The organism is Aquimarina sp. MAR_2010_214 (assembly GCF_002846555.1).
Taxonomy (GTDB): Bacteria; Bacteroidota; Bacteroidia; order Flavobacteriales; family Flavobacteriaceae; genus Aquimarina.
Map to the genome: position 1 here is coordinate 4,800,596 of NZ_PJMS01000001.1, position 20,959 is coordinate 4,821,554.

24 protein-coding genes are annotated in these 20,959 nt (G+C 32.0%); 9 read left to right on the plus strand and 15 right to left on the minus strand.

Going from position 1 to position 20,959, the window contains the following annotated elements; all coding sequences use genetic code 11:
• Positions 1–25 precede the first annotated feature (25 nt).
• The 13 genes from ATE84_RS20445 to ATE84_RS20500 all read right to left on the minus strand — a co-directional run bounded on the left by ATE84_RS20445 (position 26) and on the right by ATE84_RS20500 (position 12,129).
• Entirely contained in the window at positions 26–910 is an 885-nt protein-coding gene (locus tag ATE84_RS20445; protein WP_101449735.1) for a DUF4835 family protein, read from the minus strand.
• Positions 903–2,114, minus strand: a complete 1,212-nt coding sequence (gene coaBC / locus ATE84_RS20450; protein WP_101449736.1) for a bifunctional phosphopantothenoylcysteine decarboxylase/phosphopantothenate--cysteine ligase CoaBC — start codon at positions 2,112–2,114, stop codon at positions 903–905. Before coaBC ends, ATE84_RS20445 begins: the two co-directional genes overlap by 8 nt.
• Before the next feature lie 4 nt (positions 2,115–2,118).
• Entirely contained in the window at positions 2,119–2,451 is a 333-nt protein-coding gene (locus ATE84_RS20455) for a DNA-directed RNA polymerase subunit omega (protein WP_101449737.1), read from the minus strand.
• Between the two features lie 15 nt (positions 2,452–2,466).
• Entirely contained in the window at positions 2,467–3,261 is a 795-nt protein-coding gene (locus tag ATE84_RS20460; protein ID WP_101449738.1) for an outer membrane protein assembly factor BamD, read from the minus strand.
• A 228-nt stretch (positions 3,262–3,489) separates the two neighbouring features.
• Positions 3,490–4,416: an ion channel gene (locus ATE84_RS20465; protein ID WP_101449739.1), complete on the minus strand. Its 927-nt coding sequence runs from the start codon at positions 4,414–4,416 to the stop codon at positions 3,490–3,492.
• A 20-nt stretch (positions 4,417–4,436) separates the two neighbouring features.
• Positions 4,437–5,309 (minus strand): 4-hydroxy-tetrahydrodipicolinate synthase, encoded by an 873-nt coding sequence (gene dapA, locus ATE84_RS20470; protein ID WP_101449740.1) that lies wholly within the window; start codon positions 5,307–5,309, stop codon positions 4,437–4,439.
• 1 nt (position 5,310) lies between these two features.
• Positions 5,311–5,835, minus strand: a complete 525-nt coding sequence (locus ATE84_RS20475) for a hypothetical protein (RefSeq protein ID WP_233195858.1) — start codon at positions 5,833–5,835, stop codon at positions 5,311–5,313.
• A 116-nt stretch (positions 5,836–5,951) separates the two neighbouring features.
• Complete coding sequence (locus ATE84_RS20480) at positions 5,952–6,656, minus strand: hypothetical protein (protein WP_101449741.1); 705 nt, start codon at positions 6,654–6,656, stop codon at positions 5,952–5,954.
• A 695-nt stretch (positions 6,657–7,351) separates the two neighbouring features.
• Positions 7,352–8,038: a lysoplasmalogenase family protein gene (locus ATE84_RS20485; RefSeq protein WP_101449742.1), complete on the minus strand. Its 687-nt coding sequence runs from the start codon at positions 8,036–8,038 to the stop codon at positions 7,352–7,354.
• On the minus strand, positions 8,035–10,029 hold the full coding sequence (gene ligA / locus ATE84_RS20490; protein ID WP_101451131.1) for an NAD-dependent DNA ligase LigA: 1,995 nt from the start codon (positions 10,027–10,029) through the stop codon (positions 8,035–8,037). The genes ATE84_RS20485 and ligA overlap by 4 nt, the downstream gene beginning before the upstream one ends.
• 138 nt (positions 10,030–10,167) lie before the next feature.
• On the minus strand, positions 10,168–10,758 hold the full coding sequence (locus tag ATE84_RS26645; RefSeq protein ID WP_233195859.1) for a TIGR00730 family Rossman fold protein: 591 nt from the start codon (positions 10,756–10,758) through the stop codon (positions 10,168–10,170).
• Positions 10,759–10,770: 12 nt separating this feature from the next.
• On the minus strand, positions 10,771–11,622 hold the full coding sequence (gene prmC / locus ATE84_RS26650) for a peptide chain release factor N(5)-glutamine methyltransferase (RefSeq protein ID WP_233195860.1): 852 nt from the start codon (positions 11,620–11,622) through the stop codon (positions 10,771–10,773).
• An 18-nt stretch (positions 11,623–11,640) separates the two neighbouring features.
• Positions 11,641–12,129: a GNAT family N-acetyltransferase gene (locus ATE84_RS20500; protein WP_101449743.1), complete on the minus strand. Its 489-nt coding sequence runs from the start codon at positions 12,127–12,129 to the stop codon at positions 11,641–11,643.
• Positions 12,130–12,368: 239 nt separating this feature from the next.
• Between ATE84_RS20500 and ATE84_RS20505 the strand changes: the two genes are divergently transcribed.
• From ATE84_RS20505 to ATE84_RS20530, 6 genes are all read left to right on the plus strand, one after another.
• Entirely contained in the window at positions 12,369–12,719 is a 351-nt protein-coding gene (locus ATE84_RS20505; protein ID WP_143273677.1) for a hypothetical protein, read from the plus strand.
• Positions 12,720–12,875: 156 nt separating this feature from the next.
• Entirely contained in the window at positions 12,876–13,343 is a 468-nt protein-coding gene (locus ATE84_RS20510; RefSeq protein WP_101449745.1) for a hypothetical protein, read from the plus strand.
• A gap of 93 nt (positions 13,344–13,436) precedes the next feature.
• Positions 13,437–14,483, plus strand: coding sequence for a bifunctional diaminohydroxyphosphoribosylaminopyrimidine deaminase/5-amino-6-(5-phosphoribosylamino)uracil reductase RibD (ribD, locus tag ATE84_RS20515; protein ID WP_101449746.1), 1,047 nt, complete (start codon positions 13,437–13,439; stop codon positions 14,481–14,483).
• Positions 14,476–15,084: an HAD family phosphatase gene (locus ATE84_RS20520; protein ID WP_101449747.1), complete on the plus strand. Its 609-nt coding sequence runs from the start codon at positions 14,476–14,478 to the stop codon at positions 15,082–15,084. The genes ribD and ATE84_RS20520 overlap by 8 nt, the downstream gene beginning before the upstream one ends.
• Entirely contained in the window at positions 15,081–15,950 is an 870-nt protein-coding gene (locus ATE84_RS20525; RefSeq protein WP_101449748.1) for an EamA family transporter, read from the plus strand. Before ATE84_RS20520 ends, ATE84_RS20525 begins: the two co-directional genes overlap by 4 nt.
• Positions 15,951–15,961: 11 nt before the next feature.
• On the plus strand, positions 15,962–16,576 hold the full coding sequence (locus ATE84_RS20530) for a YigZ family protein (protein ID WP_101449749.1): 615 nt from the start codon (positions 15,962–15,964) through the stop codon (positions 16,574–16,576).
• Here the strand turns inward: ATE84_RS20530 and ATE84_RS20535 are convergent.
• Positions 16,573–16,977, minus strand: coding sequence for a thioesterase family protein (locus tag ATE84_RS20535; protein WP_101449750.1), 405 nt, complete (start codon positions 16,975–16,977; stop codon positions 16,573–16,575). The two genes, ATE84_RS20530 and ATE84_RS20535, sit on opposite strands and share 4 nt — an antisense overlap.
• Positions 16,978–17,179: 202 nt before the next feature.
• Here ATE84_RS20535 and dnaA point away from each other — a divergent pair, with 202 nt between their 5' ends.
• The 3 genes from dnaA to ATE84_RS20550 all read left to right on the plus strand — a co-directional run bounded on the left by dnaA (position 17,180) and on the right by ATE84_RS20550 (position 20,155).
• Positions 17,180–18,607: a chromosomal replication initiator protein DnaA gene (gene dnaA / locus ATE84_RS20540; protein ID WP_101449751.1), complete on the plus strand. Its 1,428-nt coding sequence runs from the start codon at positions 17,180–17,182 to the stop codon at positions 18,605–18,607.
• Between the two features lie 92 nt (positions 18,608–18,699).
• A complete protein-coding gene (locus ATE84_RS20545) occupies positions 18,700–19,164 on the plus strand; it encodes a low molecular weight protein-tyrosine-phosphatase (protein WP_101449752.1) in 465 nt (154 codons plus the stop codon).
• A gap of 256 nt (positions 19,165–19,420) precedes the next feature.
• Complete coding sequence (locus ATE84_RS20550; protein WP_101449753.1) at positions 19,421–20,155, plus strand: SAM-dependent methyltransferase; 735 nt, start codon at positions 19,421–19,423, stop codon at positions 20,153–20,155.
• 14 nt (positions 20,156–20,169) lie between these two features.
• Here ATE84_RS20550 and ATE84_RS20555 read toward each other — a convergent pair whose 3' ends face one another.
• Entirely contained in the window at positions 20,170–20,811 is a 642-nt protein-coding gene (locus tag ATE84_RS20555; protein WP_101449754.1) for a peptidoglycan-binding protein LysM, read from the minus strand.
• Between the last annotated feature and the right edge of the window lie 148 nt (positions 20,812–20,959).

Sequence of the window (20,959 nt, forward strand, 5' to 3'; positions counted from 1 at the left end):
TACTTATTTCAAAATAAAGTGCTTTTTAAAACTTTATAGTTTTCCAGTTTTCCGAATATGTAGGTGCTACTTTATTAAGAATTTCAACGGTTTCAGCAATGTTAACTGAAGGTCCTCCGGAAAGAACACTTGAAATCTCATCTGCTTTGGCATCAAAAAACACTCTCATTATATAAGAATTAGGTCTGGTATTGTGCATTTCTTCAAGGGCTTTCATAGATTCAGCAATCGTTTCTTTCCCTTGTTTTATATTATTATACATAACATCTAACCCATCTCTATGATAGGTATACATCGTTTTTCTATACCCTTCATATGTTCCAGAAAGAAGATCATCATTAAGTCTAAACCTATTAGGATTTTGTTCTCTGGCCCAACCAAGTGTATTACCACCCTGAGCATTACTAACAATATTTTTAGCCTCCTGATAATAGCTTGTTCCACTATTTAACTCAAAAGTATCTGCATCTACACCCAAAATGGTGTACAAATAAAATGCAACTACAGAGATCAAATTCGATTCAAAACTATTTGGGTTATAATTTAAAGGTTGAAATTCTAAGTAATTAAAATTAAACTGCTTATCATTTATATTAAAGATTGTAGTATTATAACTAGATCCATACACCGGACGAGATGCCTGTACTTGCACAGTAGCAGAAAAAAGATCATTATCATAACTACTTATAGTAATAAAGAAGCTACAATTAATTCTTTCTTCTGTTCGGTAGTCTACAGAAGTCCACTTTGAGTTATTAATAAATTCGGTTAATGAACGTTCTAAGGTTTTAAAAACTTGTAAATTGGGATTACCCGTTTGCTCAGCATTAACAGCTACGGTAGCATTAAATTCCTGAGCATTAACTCCTACGTTAACTATAAATACGATAACAAGTAACAACCTATTCATTGTTCAGTGTATTAATTTCATTAAATATATCTTGTGCAACTTCTGACTTTGTTTTTAAGTCAAACGCTTTAATCTCTAATTTATGATTAATTAATGTTACTTTATTCGTTTGTCCCTTAAAACCAGCTCCTTTATCATTAAGAGAGTTGAGAACAATTAAATCCAAGTTTTTATTTCTTAATTTTTTCTTGGCGTTTTCTTCTTCATTTTCTGTCTCTAAAGCAAATCCAACTAGAAATTGGTTTTTCTTCTCTGCTCCCATCCATTTAAGGATATCATTTGTTCGCTCTAATTTAATAGAAAACTCTGTATCTGCCTTTTTTATTTTTTGATCTGATATGATCTTAGGTCTATAATCTGCAACTGCTGCAGATGCGATTGCAATATCACAATCATTATATACAGAGACCACAGCTTCATACATATCTTTAGCGCTAATTACATTGATCACATGAATAAGATTATGATTAATTTTAAGAGCTGAAGGCCCTAAAACAAGAGTTACCTGCGCTCCTAAATTAGCTGCTGTTTTAGCAAGTTCGATCCCCATTCTACCACTAGAGTGATTACCTATAAATCTTACCGGATCAATGGCTTCATATGTAGGACCTGCAGTAATCAGAACTTGTTTACCTTTTAACGGTAGTTTGTCTAAAATATCTTTTTCTACAAATTCAATAATAGCAAAAGGCTCTGCCATACGTCCCTGACCGATCAAACCACTTGCCAATTCTCCTGATTCTGCGGGAATCATGATGTTACCAAATTCTTCTAATTTTTTAAATGTTTGATGAGTAGAAGGATGGTTATACATATCCAAATCCATTGCTGGAGCAAAATAAACAGGACATTTTGCAGATAAATAGGTTGCTAATAGTAAATTATCACTATTACCTGTTGCCATTTTGGATAATGTATTAGCTGTAGCTGGTGCTATGATCATAAAATCTGCCCATAACCCAAAATCCACATGATTATTCCATATTGCATTTTGATCTTCATCATCAAAAAAAGAAGAATGTACGGGATTTTTGGATAATGTAGACAATGTAAGCGGTGTTACAAAATCCTTTGCAGCGGGCGTCATAACAACTTTCACCTCTGCTCCCGATTTAATAAATAATCGTACTAAACTTGCTGTCTTATATGCAGCAATACCAGCGGTGACACCAATTAAAATCTTTTTACCGCTTATTATAGACATAAATTTATAGAGATTCTGTGTCTACTTTTGTATTTCTGTGATAGATCTTACCTTCTAACCATTCTTGTACTGCTAAAGCATGTGGCTTAGGTAATCTTTCATAAAATTTAGAAACTTCTATCTGTTCTTTATTTTCAAAAATCTCTTCTAAACTATCATTATAAGTAGCAAACTCATCCAATTTTTCAAGAAGTTCTTTCTTGATATCGGTATTGATTTGAGTTGCTCTTTTTGATATTATCGAAATTGCCTCATAGATATTATCTGTTGGTTGATCGATACGATTTTTATCAATAGTAGTTGTGTTTACCGGCGCATTACTTTTTTTCAAATCCATCTTCTACTTTATTTTCTATTTATATTCTTCTAATCTTGTCTTTATATCTTCTCCTAATTCTTCTGCTTTTTCCAAATACTCCCCTTCTGTCTTATAATATTTTTTATAACTATTATAATATCCTTGAGCAGTTTCTAAACGTTCTCTCACCAAACTTTCATAACTACCAATAGCCAAAAGGTATTCTGACTCCAATTTGTAATATAGTACTTTTTCTCTATAAGGAGATCCAGGATGATCTATAAGGTAGTTATCAAAAGCTGAAATAGCTACTTTATAATTCTCTCTATGATGATATTGTTTAGCCACTTCATATGCCTTCCTTTCTTTTTTATCTCTAAGCTCTGTAACTAACTTATTTGCTTCTTTTAAATTCTCACTTTCTGGATATGCATTAATATAAGACTGAAGTTTTTCGAGTGCTTTATCTGTATCTTCTTGATCTAAACTATATCTTGGAGATAAGTCATAATAGCTTTTAGCTCCTTTATAATATGCTTCTTCCCTTTTTTCACTTTTGGGATAAGATTTAGCAAATCTTTCAAATTGATATCCTGCTAGATAATAATCTTCTAACTGATAATATGTATCAGCATAATAAAACATTATTCTTTCTGCCTGTGGCTTACCTCTATATTGAGGTACAATCTGTTCAAAAAGCTTCAAGGCCTTTTTATACTTTCCTGCTTTATACAGGTCCTCTGCCGCTTTATATTTAGCAACTAAATCTTCACCTCTAAGTACTTTTTGGTATTCACTACAAGATCCTAAAAATAATACACAAATAAGTAAATACAATAATCTCTTCATATCTTAAAAAAACATCTGGCAAAAGTATATATTTCTGCCGTATTAGAAAAACTTTAATTCATCTATTCGCCTGCCATTCTTTATTGTTCTATAATTAAGCAGGTAAAATTGGCTAATAAACATTTCTATTTTTATCATTTTATTGATTTTAGCTCATTTTAATAACTAAGAAACTATAAGCATGTTGCAGAATTAAACGGTATTTAACACTCTATTTTTTTCACAAAACTAAGTAGAACTACGTGGTAAGGTTTTATCCAGGTTATTATGATCCAAAACTGTATACCCTTCATCATCATAATAAAATGCCGGAATAAAATTTTGATCTTGTTTTAAATTCTTTAACACATAAGAGTGAACCTGATGAACTTCTTGTGCAAAAGATTCATCATAATAGCTAGCTAATATTAAAACTTCTCCACTTAATTTTTGCAATTGTTCTTTACTAAACTCTTTTAGCGGACTCGATTCATCTATAGGATGTACAATAGTCCATGTCGTAGGCAGATATGTAATCGAATTTCTTTCTAGTTTTAGATTATAAAAATTATTGACATACTTTTTACCTTTACTCTCCTGAGACAAAGAGAGTGTAGCTTCAATTTTAGGTCGAATCATCACGTTAGCACTTCTACTCATTAGTCTAAACATAATACAATCTACTCCATTATGTTCTCTAAATATCATACTGTTGCTAAATCGAATATTTGCTCTTGGTCTAGAAAACCTACCATATAACAACCCTGTGATAAATGAAAAGCTTAACAATCCTATGAGTGCTTCAAAAGAAGAAATAATACCAAAAACAAGCCCTTTTGGCGCCATTGCTCCATACCCCACAGTTGTAATAGTCTGAGCCGAAAAAAAGAAGGCATTAAGAAAATCTCTAAAAAGATCCCCTGTAGGTTCTGTTATATTTGATATCCCCAAAAATGTATAAATAACGGCAAATAACGAATTAACCAGAGTATACCCCAATACTACCCATAAGAAGAATTTGGTCCAGGTAATACTAATTAGATAATTATAGCTCTCAGATAAAGAACTCGGCCTATTGATGTGTTTTATATTAAAAGATCCATCTGGATTAATAAATCGCTTAGCATGTTTATTAGAGGATTTACCTATACCAGGGTCTTTTATTTTTCTTGCCATTACTTCATTTTTAAAAACGATTAATCTTCAATAAATTCTTTTATTTTTTTTGCCAGACCTTCTGAAACAGGTATTAATGGCAAACGAAGATTATCTTCACATATCCCTTTTACTTTCAGGATATTTTTTATTCCCGCAGGATTCCCTTCTTCAAAAGCATAATCTATAGCTGGCAATAGTGCATACAGTTTCTCGAATGCTTTTTTTGTTTCTCCTGATAGCCCTAATCGTATCATTTCTGAAAATGACTTTGGAAATCCTTGACCTACTACGCTTATTACTCCATCTCCTCCTGCAACCACAGCTGGTAATGCTAATACATCATCACCAGAAATCACAAGAAAACCTGAAGGCCTGTCTTTAATAATCTGCAAGACCTGAGTAAAATCTCCTACAGCTTCTTTTATCCCAATTATTTTATCTAATTGAGCAAGACGTAAAGTTGTTTCTGCTGTCATATTAGTCGCTGTTCTAGACGGAACATTATACAATACAACTGGTAAAGTGGCAATGTCGTTTATAGCTTTATAATGTCTATAAATACCTTCCTGACTAGGTTTATTATACATGGGAACAACAGAAAGAATCGCATCAAAATCAGACGAATTGATTTCTTTAATTTCATCAAGAACGGCTGATGTGTTATTTCCTCCCGCTCCAATCACCAAAGGGAGTCTTTTATCATTTATCTTTACTATATGTTCTGTTAAACTCTTCTTTTCTTCTTTAGAGAGTGCAACTGATTCTGCAGTGGTTCCTAGTACAACCAAATATTCTACGTTTCCCTCTATACAATAATTAACTAATGATGTAACACCATCATAATCTATCGATCCATCTCTATTAAAAGGAGTAGCTAATGCTATACCTGTTCCTCTTAGAAAGTCACTCATACTATATAATCTGTAAAATTTTTAAATATTTCTTAAGCTCTGAGATAAAAAGATTGGCATCATTGGTTGTTGCTCCAATAATCAAATCGTTAATTCGATTATCTACTGCTGCAAAACCAACTTTAAATTTAGCTTTAGAAGCTGCTGCAACATAGTTTAACTCTACAGAGTTTTTTTCATAAAAATTGATCAAAACATCAAAATCTTTATCTACAAAATCTTGTAAAGACTTACTTTTTATTGCACCATTTACTCCAAAACTCTTATCATTGTAATACGCCGCATCCTTATCATCTATAATTTCTTTCTGATCTTCTTTATAACCTATTACTTTAAGTTCTTCTGATTTTACTCCTAATTCATTAGCAAGTTTCAATAATGAAACGATATTAATAGATTGAGTTGCATCAATAAGAACTGCAAGCGTTTTTAAATTAGAAATGTTTTGAGATCTAGCTTCTCTTTTTCCGAGATATGCTTCGACACTTTTCTTTATTGCATTTCTTTTAAGACCTTTTAAAATCATTTATTAAAAATTAATAAGCCACAAATGTAGCCATTTTACAAATTAAAATCATCTGGTATACTTCGAGAAAAAACAAAAACTTCACAATTAACACAACTTAATGATTTTTGTTAAATCTATAAATATTTGTCTTTTAAACGTTCCTTTTTAACAAGTTTTGTTTCTACTAAAAAAATAGTAAAAAAGTATATCCCTGCTATTTCCACAATATTGATCAATGTAGTAAACGATCTACTATAATAATACAATTCATTTATAGCAAGAAACGCATCTACAAATAATGTACAACACGAAGCTATAAAAAGATAAATTGATTTTTCATATCGATTAGCAACATAAATAAAAAAACAAACTGTAACAAACAAAAGAAGACTTAGTATTATCAATATTATTGACTCTATAGAATTTATAATTTTTGGCAAAACCAACCCCGTAATAGCAAAAATAAGATACCCTATCAAAAGTACGCCAACTATCGCTGGAGGTGATATTAATTTATTCAATTTTATTTCTTGTATTGATATGAAATCCTTTAACAGAAGTAAACATAAGGTATAGAACGAAGCTATTAGTATTGCAATAACAGAAAAATACTTCATAAAATCTAAATACACAAAAACATCGGTTACTGCAATCACAAGCATACTTAAAGGAAACAAAAAATTAGTCTTTTTTGCGAATCTTTGATATAAAAGGATTAATGATACAGGAACAATTGGCTTAACATATATCAACAACCATTTATCAAAAAAAATAGCTACACATATAACGATCAAAAAAGCAAAATAGGTAAGTAAATATGTTATATTTATTTTTTTCAAGGATTTTTCAAAAAATTACAAGATTCATATATAGTACTAATTTAAGCACACTAAGCTCTTTAGATCTTGGATAAAATTATCAACCAAGAACATAAAGTCACTAAATGTAAAAATTTAACACGGGTAAAAAAACATAATGATTTTTCTGATCGTATGCTTTATATGATGCATCGTTCTTACAATTAGTAAAACACAAACTAATAACAAATAGTGAAATCCCTAATACTTGTATTTCTTCTATAGGGTTTTTAAGCTCCAAGTAAATCATAAAATATAAATGTAAAATAGAAATTCACCCAACACCAGGAAAAACATCTCTGCTATTATACATAAATGACTTACGATTATTACACAAGAAACAAAACAACAGTATCTAAGCGACCATATACACTTCTAACTGAAATTTTACAATATCATCAATAGCATAAAAACACGTACAATTCTTATTACAAAGAAAAGTGTGATTATTTATACAACAGAATCAAACTAGCATCATTTTAAAACACTAACACTTGTATAATAATTAAAAAAGAAATTAAAAGCTTTAGTAATTTTACTCCATTCATTAATTTTAATTTACATCCTAAAAACATCAATACGATTCTTCATAGAATGCTTTGTTACACAATCATATAATTTTTCCCTTACACAAGATACTAAATTTTGAGGTAACTCAAAATAACCTCAACCCACCCTTACAACTTATTTAATTTTAAAGAAGTTGAGCTAGATATTTTGAACTGTACCAGAAAAAAAACAGCTAACAATTGGTAAATAGAATTAATAATTTCAAATTCGATTGAAGAAACATAAAATCTGTTTAACGCAAAGCAAGAGTCGCTAATAACAAAATTTAATATTGCGATCAAAAACCATAATGATTTGGTTGACCTAACATTTACATAATGAAAAACGGCTCCTATAAAGAGGATATACAATATCAGCATATACACTAATCCATAGTATTTAATCCCCCCCATTCCTATATGTATTGCGTCATAAATTTGGTAAACAATAAGAGACCATGCTACAAAAAAAACTGATACATAAACGATATCTGTACCATCATAATCTATAGGTTTATGATTTTTATATAAAAAGTAAAATAATAATAAATAACAGGCACCATAACTTAATAAGACATACACAAAACTATTCTGCAAGTCCGTCAATAGAAATATATCTCCTAAAAAACAAAGTAGCAAAACTAATAAAAACACAATATTTACACGTTTGGTATTAAACCAATACAACATAAAAAACAAAGGCACGGTAGCTGGCTTCACATAAAGCTCTAGATCAGGCCAGTTCATAGCAGTACTTAACACACAAAGCCCACCCGTAATAAACAACAACATTTTAATAAGAGTTCTTATTTTCATGCTATTTTGCTAAGAAATTCGTCTTCGCTAATAATAGGAATCTCTAATGTTTTTGCTTTTTCCAACTTACTAGGCCCCATATTAGCACCTGCTACAACAAAAGAGGTTTTAGAAGAGATAGAACTAGAGATTTTACCTCCGTTATCTTCAATCAATTTTTTAAGCTCATTCCGTGATACTTTTTCAAAAACTCCAGAAACCACAAATGTCTGCCCCTGCAAAGTATCTGTTTGACTTGCCAGTTTTTCTGCAGAAATTTCTAACTGAACACCATATTGTTTTAACCTGCTAATCAAATTCCTATTTTCTTGGGAAGCAAAAAACTCAACTACACTTTGAGCTATCTTTATTCCTATCTCATCTACATTTACCAGTTCTTCTTCTGAAGCTTCGATAATAGCATCAATAAACTTATAATGCTTAGCAAGTTTCTTTGCTACGGTTTCTCCCACATATCGAATTCCTAATGCAAATAAAACACGTTCAAAGGGAATTTCTTTAGATTTCTCTATTCCAGAAATAAGGTTTTCTGCACTTTTTTCTGCCATCCTCTCCAAAGGAATAACCTGTTCTTTTTTTAATTCATAAAGATCTGCATAGTTTATGATCAGGTTTTCATTAACCAGTAGCGCTACAGTTTCTCCTCCTAACCCATCTATATCCATCGCTTTACGAGAAATATAATGCTGTATTCGACCAATTATCTGAGGAGGACAACCTTGATAATTAGGGCAATAATGCTGAGCTTCTCCTTCTTTACGAATAAGATCAGTATGACATTCTGGGCATTGAGTTATATATACTGTTGGTTGCGAATTATTGTCTCTTTTTTGAAAATCAACTGCTACTATTTTTGGTATAATCTCTCCTCCTTTTTCAACAAAAACGGTATCTCCCACACGTATATCTAGCTTCGCAATCTGATCAGCATTATGCAAAGAAGCTCTTTTTACTGTAGTTCCTGCAAGCAATACAGGTTCAAGGTTAGCTACCGGAGTAATTGCACCTGTTCTACCTACCTGATATGTAATTTCATGAAGGGTAGTAAAAACCTGTTCAGCTTTAAATTTATATGCCATAGCCCATCTGGGAGCTTTAGCAGTAAAACCAAGTTCTTCCTGTTGTTGAAGGTCATTTACTTTAATCACCACACCATCTGTTTCATAAGGCAAATTATGACGATGCTCATCCCAGTATGCTACAAAATCCAACACCTCATCAATCGAATGTACCAGCTTGGATTCCACCGGGACTTTAAACCCCCATTCTCTGGCCTTCTCTAAACTCTCGAATTGAGTAACAATCCCTAATCTGTTTCCAATAATACTATACAACAAACAATCTAGTGGTCGCTTAGCCGTTTCGCTACTATCTTGCAATTTCAAACTACCAGAGGCCGTATTTCGAGGATTCGCATAGGGATCTTCGCCAATCGCTATTCTCTCCTCATTCATTTTTGCAAAACCATCATGTGGCAAAATAATCTCACCTCGTATATCAAACTTTGGAGGAAAACCATCTTTCAGTTTTAGTGGTACAGAATTAATAGTTTTCACATTTGGAGTAACATTATCTCCCTGAATACCATCTCCTCTAGTTACTGCTTTTACCAGTACTCCATTTTCATAAGTAAGACTTATCGATGCCCCATCATATTTAAGTTCACAGGTATAATTCACCTCTCCATCAACCAACTTTTTAATACGTTTTTCCCAATCCAATAGATCTTCTTTTGAATATGAATTATCCAAAGAATACATTCGATATTCATGAACTATCGTTTCAAAATTCTTAGTTACCTCACCGCCAACCCTAAGTGTTGGAGAATTGGGATCATAATATTCGGGATGTTTTTCTTCTAATTCCTGTAGTGTTTTGAGTTTCATATCAAACTCATAATCACTGATCACAGCAGCATCCAGTACGTAATAGTTGTAATTATGCTGTCTTAGTTCTTCCCTTAATTGATTGATGTGTTGTTCTGTATTCATTGGCATTTATATGTCTTATTTTTTAATAGTCAGATAGAATATCTACCATGCATTGGTAGATTTAATAAGTAAGACAATTATTTTTTTGTTTTTAATGCTTTTATAAAATCGTTTTGTTTTCATCTAACTATCAAAACATCATGTCCTCTCTGGCTTTAACCATTTTGGAACTTGTGTCGGCTTGAAGGTTCTCATTTTCTCTAATAACCTATCTATATCATCATCAACAAGGAGCAACTCGTAGTTGTCCATTTTTAAAAACCCTCTTCGTACCATGTTTTCTAACAAAGCTAACAAATCATTGTAAAATCCTCTGGTATTTAAAAGTCCAATTGGTTTTTGATGAAGCCCCAACTGAGACCATGTTATAATCTCAAATAGCTCTTCTAATGTTCCGAATCCTCCCGGCAATGTAATAAAGCCATCACTAAGCTCCTGCATTTTCATCTTTCGCTCATGCATATTGACAGTAGTAATCAGTTCATATAGCCCTTGATGCACTACTTCTTTTCGTTTTAAAAATTCTGGAATCACTCCTATTACTTTTCCTTTTTGCTGCATCACTCCTTGAGCAACCTTACCCATTATTCCAATTTTTGCAGCACCATAAACCAAAGTAATTTTTTGCTGTGCTAGTTTTTCTCCTAATAAAAATGCCTCGGCAATAACCTTAGTATCGTTTCCTTCACTGCTTCCACAAAATACACAAATTGAATTCAGATTGTTCATATTAATATTTTTTTAATTGAAACGAGCCTTTATCATACGTTCGTTGTCATATAAATCTTTACGTACTTCTACAGATTTAAATCCTTTACTTTCAATCATTTTTTTAGTTTCTATGCCCAGATACTGATTAATTTCAAAATACAAACTACCATTTTCTCTTAACTTTGCACTGGCCAAATCTGTAATCTTCTTATAAAAAAGTAGAGGTTCACTATCAGAAACAAATAACGCTTGTTGCGGTTCATTATCAAGCACATTAGATTTCATTTCTTTTTTCTCCAACTCACGCACATAAGGCGGGTTAGACACGATGATATCAAAATCTTGAAATAGTTCTTCAATCTCCAGAACATCTGCCTTAATAAATGTTATATCCGCTTTATTTTTTTTTGCATTGTATTTCGCAACCTGTATAGCTTGTTCTGATATATCCATTGCATACACTTTGGCTTCGGGTATTTTTTTTGCTAAAGAAATAGCAATACAGCCACTTCCTGTACCAATATCCAATATTGTTTTTGATTGTTTGCCTTTTTTTTGATCTCCTATAATCCAATCTACCAATTCTTCAGTTTCTGGTCTTGGAATTAGCACATGTTCATTAACCATAAATGGTATTCCATAAAAATAAGTTTCACCAATTATATATTGAACAGGTTCTTGTTTTTCGAGTCGTTTTCTAGCTTTATCAAAACTCGCTTGTTCATCAATACTAAGTATTTTATCCAGATGCATAGCAACATCCACTCTCTTAAGTCCCAAAATCTCTTCTGAAAGCAGGTAAAAAAAGGACAATATTTCTTCAGAATCATAGATCCCGGATAAAGAATTTACAAAATCAACTCTAAGGTCTTTTATCTTCAATTTAAAGTTTGTTTTAGATTATAGATCTTTTATCATCCATGCCTGACAACTATAATGTCCGGTATTTCCAATCGGCTCTTCCAAAGGAATAAAACCTACTTTTTTATATAATTTCCTGGCAGATTCCATATAAGGCATGGTTTCCAAGTAACATTTGGCATACCCTTGTTCTTTTGCAAAATCAAGACATCTATTTATCATCTTATACCCAACTCCTTTTCCTCTTGCTTGTGGTAAGAAATACATTTTTTGCAACTCGCAAATATCATCGATAACTTTTCCTTCTAAAGGGGCAATCCCTGCACCACCAATAATTCTCCCTTCTTCTTCGACTACATAATATTCCATTCTTGAATAGTCATATGTTTCATACATACTATCTAAAGACTTATCTTCATAAGCAGTACCCACCTTAGGCACTCCCATTTCTATTAAAACTTCTCGTATTACTGTGGCAAGTACTTTATTATCTTTTGGCTGTATTGCTCGTATTTTTATATCACTCATTATGTTTAAAATACTATTTTTGTGGTATCACAAAAACGTGATCCAGAAGATTCTTATGATCTTCGTTTGAATAAAAAATTAGCTTCTAAAAAGGTATTGAAATATACATTAAATCTAACAAGGAATCAATGAATAAGTTTCTATTATTATCAACATTGTTTATAAGCATTACCAGCTGTTCTATTTCTAAAAAACCTAAATTTAAATACGTTGATAATATCGAGGTTAAAAATTTCAGTATGCGTGATATAACACTCAAAGCGGATGCTGTTTTCAATAATCCAAATAACATAAAAGGAAAACTTTCGATAGATAGCATTCACATTTTTGTTGATAACATAGATGTTGGTGCACTCTCTTCGCAAGAGTTCGATGTTCCTTCAAAAAATGAATTCGCCATCCCGCTAGAAGGAACTTTTTCACTTTCTAAAGTCTATAAAAAAAACAAAAACAGTATACTTGGCAGTATCCTAAAAGCAATTCAGAATGATTCTCTTGATATACAATACAAAGGAGTAATTCGATATCATTTTGGAAACTTTTCTTATCCTTATACTATTGACAAACAACAAAAGGTGGCATTAAAATAAACAAGAAAGCTATTGGTTTAATATGATTTTATGTTTTTTCACTGAATACGGTGATGCATTATCTACTACCAAATAACCATATTTGCAACGAACATATTTTATCAATAACATATCATTACATTAGTATCTACCACAATTCATCAAACCTAAAACAAAATGATTAAGCCAATTAAAAACTCTATTTTGATTATAGTTATTCTCCCTTTCTTAATTGCATTTAACTTTCCTCAAGACAAATCTAAAACTATAGAAATTGAAGCATTAAAAACAGAACCATTTAAATATTATCAATTTGAAGCAGAAACCACTAAAGGTGTAATCGGTGAAATTTATTTAAATGGCAAAAAATTACATGAATTTAAAAAACTGAGAAGTCAAATAACCGATAATAGAGCCCAAACACTTATTAAAAATGGAAACAATGAAATTACACTCAAAATATTATCAATTGATGATGAAGTAGAAAAAGATTATTTTTCTGAATGTGTTGTTTTCATAGCTATTCATGGTGTAAATGAAAAAATATTTCCTTCTAAGGAAACTCAAATAGTTCGCATCAAATGGAACCCCGATAAAGATCAAAAAAAAGGTGTTCTAAAATATGTATTTGAACTAAAGAGGTAATTAAACCTGGTAATTTGTATTGAGTAATATTCTTTTATGGATCAACAATACGATATAAACACATAGTTTTACTTATTTTTGAGATTTTCAAAAGTGACAACACATAAAAAATATATTAAACGATGTATCCAGCTAGCCAAAAATGGCCTGGGAACAACCTACCCAAATCCTTTGGTAGGGAGTGTTATTGTGCACAATAACAAAATCATAGGAGAAGGATGGCATCATCAATCAGGAAAACCTCATGCCGAAGTAAATGCCATTGCTTCAGTAGAAGATATTTCTCTCTTAAAAGACGCTACAATCTATGTTAGTCTTGAGCCCTGTAGCCATTTTGGAAAAACACCTCCTTGCAGTGACCTTATTATTGAAAAAGGAATAAGAAAGGTCGTTATTGGTACAATAGATACTTTCGCAAAAGTATCGGGCGCTGGAATTCAAAGGTTAATGAATGCTGGTTGTGATGTAATAGTGGGTGTTTTAGAAAATGAGTGTCTTGAATTAAACAAAAGGTTTTTTACTTTTCACAATAAAAAAAGACCATATATCATTCTAAAATGGGCAGAAACTACAGATGGTTATATTGCACCGGTTTCTACCAACAAAAGAGAACCGGTCTGGATTACAAATACATATTCTAGGCAAATTGTACACAAATGGCGCGCAGAAGAACAAGCAATTTTAGTTGGCAGTAAAACCGTTATTAAAGACAACCCCAAACTTACCATAAGAGATTGGACTGATCAACATCATCCTATTAGAATTGTCATTGACAGATCAGGAAAAATACCTAAAAATTCTGCCATACTGGATCAATCAGTAAAGACAATAGTGATTACTTCAGAAAAATTAAAAAAAGTAAACAGCAATACTCTTATTTATGAAGTTGTTGATTCGCAAGAGAATATTAGTGAAAAAATATGTGAAATTCTCTATAAGCATAACATCCAATCAGTCATTATAGAAGGAGGCTCCTATACCATACAATCCTTTATTAACAAAAATCTTTGGGATGAAGCCAGGGTTTTTAAAGGAAATGCTACTTTTGAAGCTGGAATAAAAGCACCTGATCATAAAGGAAATTTAATTTCTGAACAAAGAATTATGACAGACACCCTAAAGATATATCAAAATGATTAAAAACATAATTTTTGATTTTGGAGACGTCTTTATCAATTTAGACAAACCCGCAACAGAAAGAGAATTATACAATCTTAAAAACAAAAAGCTCACTACAGAATTACGAGAGCTTAATATCTTATACGAAGCAGGTAAGATTACTACAAAAGAGCTTATAGAAAACTTTCAGAAGTTTATCCCAGAAGCTTCAGAGAAGCAACTTACCGATGCCTGGAATGCTCTTTTACAAGACTTCCCTAAACATCGCCTAGAATTCATTCAAAAACTAGCTTCAGAACAACGTTATAAGTTGATCTTACTTAGTAACAATAACGAATTGCACATTAATTGGATCAAAGAACATATTAGCTTTTTCCCTGCATTCAAATCATGTTTTGATGCTTTTTATCTCTCTCACGAGATCAATTTACGAAAGCCAGAACCTTATATTTTTGAATTTGTTCTAGAACAACATCAATTAAACCCAAGTGAAACACTTTTTATTGATGACACAAAGGACAATACAGATACTGCTGCTGCACTAGGAATGCACACCTGGAATAACAATCCTGTAACCGAAGATGTTACAGATTTATTTACCATAAAATCTGATTTATTTTGATCTATTTAGTTTTAAGTGTCTTAGCATCTACTCTGATTTTTATCATCTTCAAGTTATTTTCTAAATACCATGTAGATACGCTACAAGCAATTGTTGTAAACTATATAGTAGCTTGTATTTCTGGAATTATAGCATACTCAGAACCAATAGATTTACCCTCTGTATCTGGAAAAGGATGGTTTTACGGAGCAATGATCTTGGGCATAATATTCATATCTGTATTTAACCTAATGGCAATTACTACTCAAAGAAATGGCCTTTCTGTAGCCGCGGTAGCAACCAAAATGAGCTTAGTAATACCCATTGTATTTGGAATTATAGTATACCAAGAGAGCACGGGTATAGTAAAAGTCACAGGTATCCTAATTGCACTTATAGCAGTTTATCTTACTTCGGTTAAAACCACCGAAGGAATTCCTCTAACAAAAAAAAATCTAATCTTTCCATTACTGGTTTTTATCGGAAGTGGGATTATTGATACTAGTATTAAGTTTTTAGAAACACATTATGTGGCTAAAAATGACATCCCGGTTTTCTCGGCTACTATTTTTGGATTTGCCGCAATTGTCGGAATTATTACATTAGTATTCAAAGCAATAACCGGAACATTAAAAATTGCATCTAAAAATATTGTTGCAGGAATTATATTAGGGGTTCCTAATTATTTTTCGATCTATTTCCTAATTCAGGCATTACGCCATGATAGTATGGATAGCTCTACAGTATTCACTATTAACAATGTAGCTATACTTTTGGTTTCAACTCTTGCAGGAATTCTTTTTTTTAAAGAAAAATTAATCCTTAAAAACTGGATAGGCATCACCTTGGCGATTATTAGTATTATTTTGGTTGCCTCTTCTATATAGCATATACCCGAGTGGAAATAAAAGACACATATAAAACAATTAATATTCCTGGAAAGGAAGCTCTTTTTAAAGATCGCAATAGCAAATTTTTTGGATACACATTTCCTATTACTACAGAAGAAGAAGCCAAACATATTATTACTGACCTTAAAAAGAAACATCATTCTGCACGACATTGGTGTTATGCCTGGAAAATAGGAGTAGAACCTTTTAGGTATCGCACTAATGATGATGGAGAACCCTCTAATTCTGCCGGCCAACCTATTTATGGTCAGATTCTATCTTTTGATGTCACCAATATATTAATTGTTGTAGTGCGTTATTTTGGAGGTGTAAAATTAGGAGTTGGTGGATTAATTAACGCCTATAGAACAGCAGCCCAGTTAGCACTCGAAACTTCAGAAATAGTTGAAAAAACAATTAATATTGATTTTGTTATTATTTTCGAGTACAAAGACATGAATAAAGTGATGAGAATCATTAAGGAGAACACCCTAAACATCACTAAACAAGATCTTGAATTAAATTGCAAAATTCACATTTCAGTAAGAAAAAAGTTTGCTGACAAAATAAAAGATGTTTTTTCCCCGTTGTATGGTATAGAAATCAAAAAAATACAGGGCTAATAGTTTTTTATTTTTTCAAGTAAGTAAGAAGGACATAGAATAGGTTTTCTTGTTTCACTATCAACAAAGACTAAAGTTGTAGATGCCGTTGTTAGTAATTCATTGTTTTTATTAAAAATCTCAAAATCGAAAATGATTTTCACTGTAGGAATCTTCCTTAATGAAGTTTTAACAGTTAATTCATCGTCGAAGAAAGCAGATTTCTTAAATTTAATGTCTAATGTAAATACAGGAAGCATAACACCATTTTCTTCCATTGATTTATATGAAACACCTAATCGGGACAACCAATCAATTCGTGCCAATTCTAAATATTGGGCGTAGTTACCGTGATGTACTACACCCATCTGATCTGTTTCAGAGTATCGGACCTTTAGTAAAGTTTCTGAAGTGATTAGCATATTGTGAGAAATAAAGGTTATTTAGTTTAAATAAAAGTAGTATTATTCAAATTATGCAAAAAAAATAATTAATATTCAACCCCTAAATCGTTTTTTTTTTACATTTTTTGTTCACATATTTGTCAAGCAAAATCAGTAAGGAGTTTTTCAGCAATTTCTTTTTAGTACCTTAATACAAAAAAAAGTAAACCTAACCACGAGAATGAATGTAACCGCGCAATCAGTTTGGGATAGTTGTCTGTCTTTCATAGAGGACAATATTACACCTCAAGCTTTTAAAACATGGTTTGAACCAATTAAAGCTGTAAAACTTACAGATAGCGCTCTGAGCATTCAGGTTCCTAGTAAATTTTTTTATGAGTGGCTAGAAGAGCATTACGTAAATCTACTTAAAGTATCTTTAACCCGAGAATTAGGAGAAAGTGCTAAGTTAGTTTATGTTATCAAAATGGAAAACACTTATGGCAATAAAAAGCCATTTACGGAAAAAATCCCCAGTTCTAATCGAACTCCAGTTAACTCACAAGAAGTTGACGTCCCTATTAAAAGTAAAAATCCAGAATTAAAAAATCCATTCGTTATTCCCGGAATACGAAATGTAAAAATAGAATCTCAACTAAACCCAAGCTATAATTTTGAAAATTTCTTAGAAGGAGATTCTAATCGATTAGCTCGTTCTGCAGGTATGGCCGTAGCCAATAAACCTGGAGGCACCTCATTCAACCCTTTGCTTGTTTTTGGAGGAGTCGGTTTAGGAAAAACACACCTAGCTCATGCTATTGGCGTAAACATAAAAGACAATTATCCCGAGAAAACAGTTTTATACATTTCAGCAGAAAAATTTACTCAACAGTATATTGAATCTGTAAAAAAGAACAATAGAAATGATTTTATTCATTTTTATCAAATTATTGATGTTTTGATCGTTGATGACATTCAATTGTTATCCGGAAAAGCAGGAACTCAAGATGTATTCTTTCATATTTTTAATCACCTACACCAAAACGGAAAACAAGTAATCCTAACAAGTGATAAAGCTCCTGTTGATATGCAGGATATAGAACAACGATTACTATCTCGTTTTAAATGGGGGTTATCTGCAGAATTGCATCAACCCGATTTTGAAACCAGAATTTCGATCATCAAAAATAAATTATATCGCGATGGTGTAGAAATGCCTGAAGAAATAGTTGAGTTTCTAGCAAACAACATCAAAACCAATATCCGAGAATTAGAAGGTGCAATTATATCACTAATAGCTCATTCTTCTTTTAACAAAAAAGACATCACAATAGACCTTGCCAAGGCCATAGTAGACAACTATGTTAAAAACACAAAACGTGAGGTGTCCATCGATTATATCCAAAAGGTGGTAAGTGATTATTTTCAAATGGATGTAGAAACACTACAATCAAAGACACGAAAACGTCATATTGTACAAGCAAGACAATTAGCAATGTTCTTTGCTAAAAAATTAACCAAAGCCTCTTTAGCCAGTATCGGCACACAAATAGGAAAAAGAGATCACGCTACCGTTCTCCACGCCTGTAAAACAGTAGACAACCTATCATCTACAGATAAACAATTTAGAAAATACGTTGAAGACTTAGGAAAGAAACTTACATTGTAATTTTACATTTTTAACAGCAAATCAAAATTGATAGTACAATTGTATTATTAACAAAAAATAGCACACTACTTTAAAACAGTAAAACAAACCACATGAAAGTTAAAATTCTAATGGTATGCTTAGGTAACATTTGCAGATCCCCTTTAGCAGAAGGCATTCTAAAATCCAAACTTGATTCTCGCTATTACAATATAACATCCTGTGGTACAAGCAGCTATCATGTTGGAAGTAAGCCTGATCAACGCTCTATCGACATTGCAAAGCAACACGGTATTAACATCACAGATCAAAGAGCCGCTCAATTTAAGATTAGCGACTTTACAATTTATGATCACATATACGTTATGGACAGCTCTAATTATAAAAACATAATTGAACTAGCCAGTAATGATCATGAAAAAAACAAAGTAGGCCACATTCTAAACGAACTACACCCTAACAGCAATCTTGATGTTCCTGACCCATATTATGGCGGAGAACAAGGTTTTGAAAATGTATTTCAAATGCTCAATGAAGCATGTAACCACATCGCCTTAAAACTTAAAGAACCCAATTAACCTACAATCAACAACAATCATATAAATAATGTTAATATCAGCATCATTTCCTCTAACTAAATACTATCATTATAAATAATAACGTTACAATAGATAACAATAAAAAAATAATACTATTTTAGTATATCCCATCAAGGGTATAGACGTTCTTAAAGATTAATTTATTGACAACATGCGTTTAACACAATGAAGCACATTCATTACAAACAACAATATCAACGAAAAGATCTTAAAAAAACCAGTTACAAAACAACCTATGGAATTTAAACCCCTAGATCCCAAAGGAAAATTATACCTAATCCCAACACGATTAGGAGATGATGTCCCTTTAGAAGTACTTCCAATATCCATCAAAAAGGTATTAGAGCAAGTAAATCATTATATAGTAGAAAACGAAAAGCAAGCAAGGCGATTTATTAAAAAAGTAAGCCCCAGCAAGTCTCAGCGCTCTATCATCATAAACACTGTTAATAAGTACACAGACACCTCTGAGATACCGAGTTACCTCACCCCTTGTCTTAACGGAGAGTCTATTGGCTTATTATCCGATGCCGGATGCCCTGGTATTGCTGACCCAGGAGCAGAAGTTGTTAAAATAGCTCATGAAAAAGGCATACCGGTAACACCTCTTGTTGGACCATCGTCAATACTACTAGCTATGATGAGCAGCGGGATGAATGGTCAAAATTTCACCTTTAACGGATATCTACCTATTGATAAAAACGAAAGAAAATCAACCATTAAATATCTAGAAAAGATCTCTTTAGAAAAAAACCAATCTCAAATTTTTATCGAGACTCCTTATCGAAATGATAAAATGTTTTCCGACCTAAAAACCATATTAAACAACAATACCCGATTATGCATTGCATGTGATATCACATTAACAACAGAGTACATAGCCACTAAAACAGTTGAAGAATGGAAAAAAGAAGAGGTAGAGGTAGATCTTCACAAAAGACCCACAATATACATCATACACAGAGATTGAGCTTATAAGAAAAGTTAGATTACTTTTGCTTTTTTATTTGGAACAACAAAAGAAGTGTCATATCCTCCAAATCGCTTCATATAATATCGAATTGTAGTTCCAAAAGCATCTGCAAATCCTTCTACCCCTCCGCTACGTAAATATTTTTTTACAGCACCAGGTCCTGATAGATGAGCAGCAGCAAGAATTCCCGATTCTGTTACCTCTACTCCATTCATCCTTCTACCAACAAACCATTTTATATCCCTTCGTAAAACCCATTTATTTCTGGATAGATTTGCATAAAATGCTTTTTCCTGAAGAACAGGGTCGCTTAGAAATTTATTTCTTTTTACATTTTTAACCCCTATTAAAGCAAGTGTCCCTTTACCAAATTGATATTTCCCTAAATAACCAAATTGATTAACCACACCATAATCCCCTCGAGACTCCTTAAAAGCAACAGCTTCCTTAAATCCTATATAGGATTTTCCAAGCTCTGGAGAGATAAATGTATTATCGTCTTCTATTTCATTAAAATTCGGTGCAATGTAATACAGATCTAAACCTTCTGTACTATAAGAACTAAGATCTACGTTCTCTTTTGTTCTAAAACTTAGCAAAAGTATTCCCCCAATTGTAAGTATTATAGATAATCCTATTATCCTCTTTATCATATAAAAAATTTCTAAGTAGTCATCACAAATGACGTCCCCCACTACTTAAATTTTTGCCGTGCAAATATACAACTTTTCTAGAAAATAAAAAGAACTAAGTGTTAAAATAATTATAACGCTGAAAAACAGCATCTTACATCAAAAACTA